We start from the raw sequence: 2,385 nt of genomic DNA on the forward strand, positions 1-2,385 counted from the left end.
AACTGGAACTTCCATGATTTTCCCTGTACGACGAATTGTATCGCCTTCACGGATATCTGTAAAGTCTCCAAGAATGATAATACCGACATCTGTTGATTCCAAGTTTTGCGCCATACCATAAGAGCCATTTTCAAAAATCAACAGCTCACCACTCATAGCATTTTCAAGACCATGAGCACGCGCAATCCCGTCACCAATATAGGTTACAACACCTGTTTCAGTCACATCAAAATTGGGTTTGAAATTTTCAATTTGTTGCTTAATTAAAGCGCTGATTTCTTGTGCGTTAATTGCCAAAAGAACACCACTTTCTATTTCAAATTTTCCTTAACAACTTTAAGTTGTTGTTTAATACTCACATCAATTGTCTTGTGATTGGCAAAAATAACAAAACCACCGATTAAACTATCGTCAATTTTTTCCTTAATGCTACGAACTTTTAGAGACATCTTTTTCTCGATGAGAGGAATTAGTCGTTCTTTCTGTTCACCAGTCAAAGGATGTGCAGACAAAATAGTCACTTCAAAACGATTGGTTTCTTTTTCAAGACGATTCAAGCAATCTACAATCACATCGTAAAACAGTTTTGATCTGTGATTGTAAAGTAGAACCTCGATAAAGTTTTGTACTAAAGGTGACACAGAGTCCTGGAAAAAACGAACCGTTTTTTCTTTATCCGACTCATCTACTGCCACCTGAGCTAAAAAAGAAGGTAAGCCTGTTTCTTCAGCTACTTGCTTTATTTGAGACAAGTCTGAAAAAATAGAGTCTTCTTCTCCTTTTTCAATCACCAATTGGACAAAAGGCATGCTGTATTTTTCAATTACCTTTAGAGTCTTTTTGTCCATTAAGCTTCTCCTAGCTGATCGATATACTGATTAATGAGTTCTTTATGGGCCTGACCGTCAAGGTTTTGAGAGATAATTTTTCCAGCTAGACTGATTGTCAAGTCTGCCACATCTCCCTTAACACTTTGTAAAGCTTCAGCTTTATTTTGAGCAATTTCTTGGTTGGCTTTTTCTTTTAAGCGCCCTGCTTCAAGTTTAGCTTCAGCCAAAATATCAGCTTTACTTTTCTCAGCTGTTTCCTTTGCATTCTCGATAATCGTTTTAGCTTCGGTACGGCTACCTGCCAACTCAGCTTCGCGTTTGCTAGCAAGTTCCTCTGCCTTTTTACGGGCTTCCTCGGCACCATCAATATCTGAAGAAATCTTTTCAGCGCGTTCATCTAAGACACTGGTAATATTTCCCCAAGCATATTTCTTCACTAAAAAGATCAATAAAAGGAAGGAACCAGCGATCAGAATAAAGTCACCAATAATGGTACTAATAGTTAAATCCATCTTCTAATCCTCCTCTACTTACTCTTCCCCTTCATTTATTTTTTTACCAATATACATAGATGACAACATAGTAAATACATAAGCTTGAATACATGAAATGAAAATCGAAAATGCTGTCCATAACATGTTTGCAATAAAGGCAAAAGGATACCAATACAAGGCATGTTGTGACAAGGCCAATAGCAATCCTGCTAAAACCTCACCGGCAAAGATATTTCCGTAAATCCGAATCGCCAAAGAGGCAAAATTGGTGAACTCTTCTAAAATGTTCATCGGAGTCATGAAGCCAGGTGTAACAAATGCTCTCAAATATTCTTTAACGCCTCTACGACGAACTCCTTCTACATGAGCGATCAAAGTGATCAATAATGAGAGGGATAAATCGTATCCAAGGTTGGCTGTTGGAGAAGTCCACAAGTTATAACCGTTTGTTGTTTGTACTTTTGCCATTAAACCAATATTATTGGCAACCAAGATAAACAAGAATAGAGAAAATAGGAACAAGGAATAGTCCTTGATGTATGAATCTCCAATGTTTGGTTTTGCAAAACTAACCACAAAGTCATAAATCATCTCAAGAGCATTTTGTTTGCCCTTAGGACGGATGGTCATTTTTCGACTTGCCCAATAGACAAAGGCAAAAACCATCAAAACAGTTACAAGAGACATGGCAAGCAGGGTCAAATCAAAGGATATTGGTCCAATATTAACGGTTGGATTCAAACTTTCTTCCATGGTTTGACACCTCCATTTCTAAATAGAGTTGTCTATTTAATGACAAATGCCATCGCTAGGGTTACAAAGAAGGTACCTTCTACAAAGGCAACACCAAGAATTAAAAGGCTACGTAATTGGTCAATAATTTCAGGTTGACGAGCGGCAGACTTGAAGAGATTACTCATAATCATTCCTTCAGCAATAGATACACCCATACAGGCAAGACAAAGTCCGAAAAATGTTAAATTCATGACGAATTCTCCTTTTTTAAATTAAATTTACCTCCCTAGTTTAGTCCTAAAAATTGCTTTTGTCAACTTTTTATA

The 2,385-nt window shown here is 37.1% G+C and carries 4 protein-coding genes and 1 pseudogene; all 5 read right to left on the minus strand.

The features are described from left to right. Window positions 1-297 (minus strand): annotated as a pseudogene (locus tag SINDD18_RS04145) (ATP synthase subunit alpha); the annotation flags it as partial. 14 nt (window positions 298-311) lie between these two features. Continuing rightward, complete coding sequence (locus SINDD18_RS04150; RefSeq protein ID WP_006148660.1) at window positions 312-848, minus strand: F0F1 ATP synthase subunit delta; 537 nt, start codon at window positions 846-848, stop codon at window positions 312-314. After that, window positions 848-1,342, minus strand: coding sequence for a F0F1 ATP synthase subunit B (atpF, locus tag SINDD18_RS04155; RefSeq protein ID WP_061863188.1), 495 nt, complete (start codon window positions 1,340-1,342; stop codon window positions 848-850). The genes SINDD18_RS04150 and atpF overlap by 1 nt, the downstream gene beginning before the upstream one ends. An 18-nt stretch (window positions 1,343-1,360) precedes the next feature. Further along, complete coding sequence (gene atpB / locus SINDD18_RS04160) at window positions 1,361-2,077, minus strand: F0F1 ATP synthase subunit A (protein ID WP_004253312.1); 717 nt, start codon at window positions 2,075-2,077, stop codon at window positions 1,361-1,363. A 32-nt stretch (window positions 2,078-2,109) separates the two neighbouring features. Next, a complete protein-coding gene (locus SINDD18_RS04165; RefSeq protein ID WP_061863189.1) occupies window positions 2,110-2,310 on the minus strand; it encodes a F0F1 ATP synthase subunit C in 201 nt (66 codons plus the stop codon). Window positions 2,311-2,385: the final 75 nt, after the last annotated feature.

The sequence above is a fragment of the Streptococcus infantis genome, assembly GCF_001579645.1.
Lineage (GTDB): Bacteria > Bacillota > Bacilli > Lactobacillales > Streptococcaceae > Streptococcus > Streptococcus infantis_E.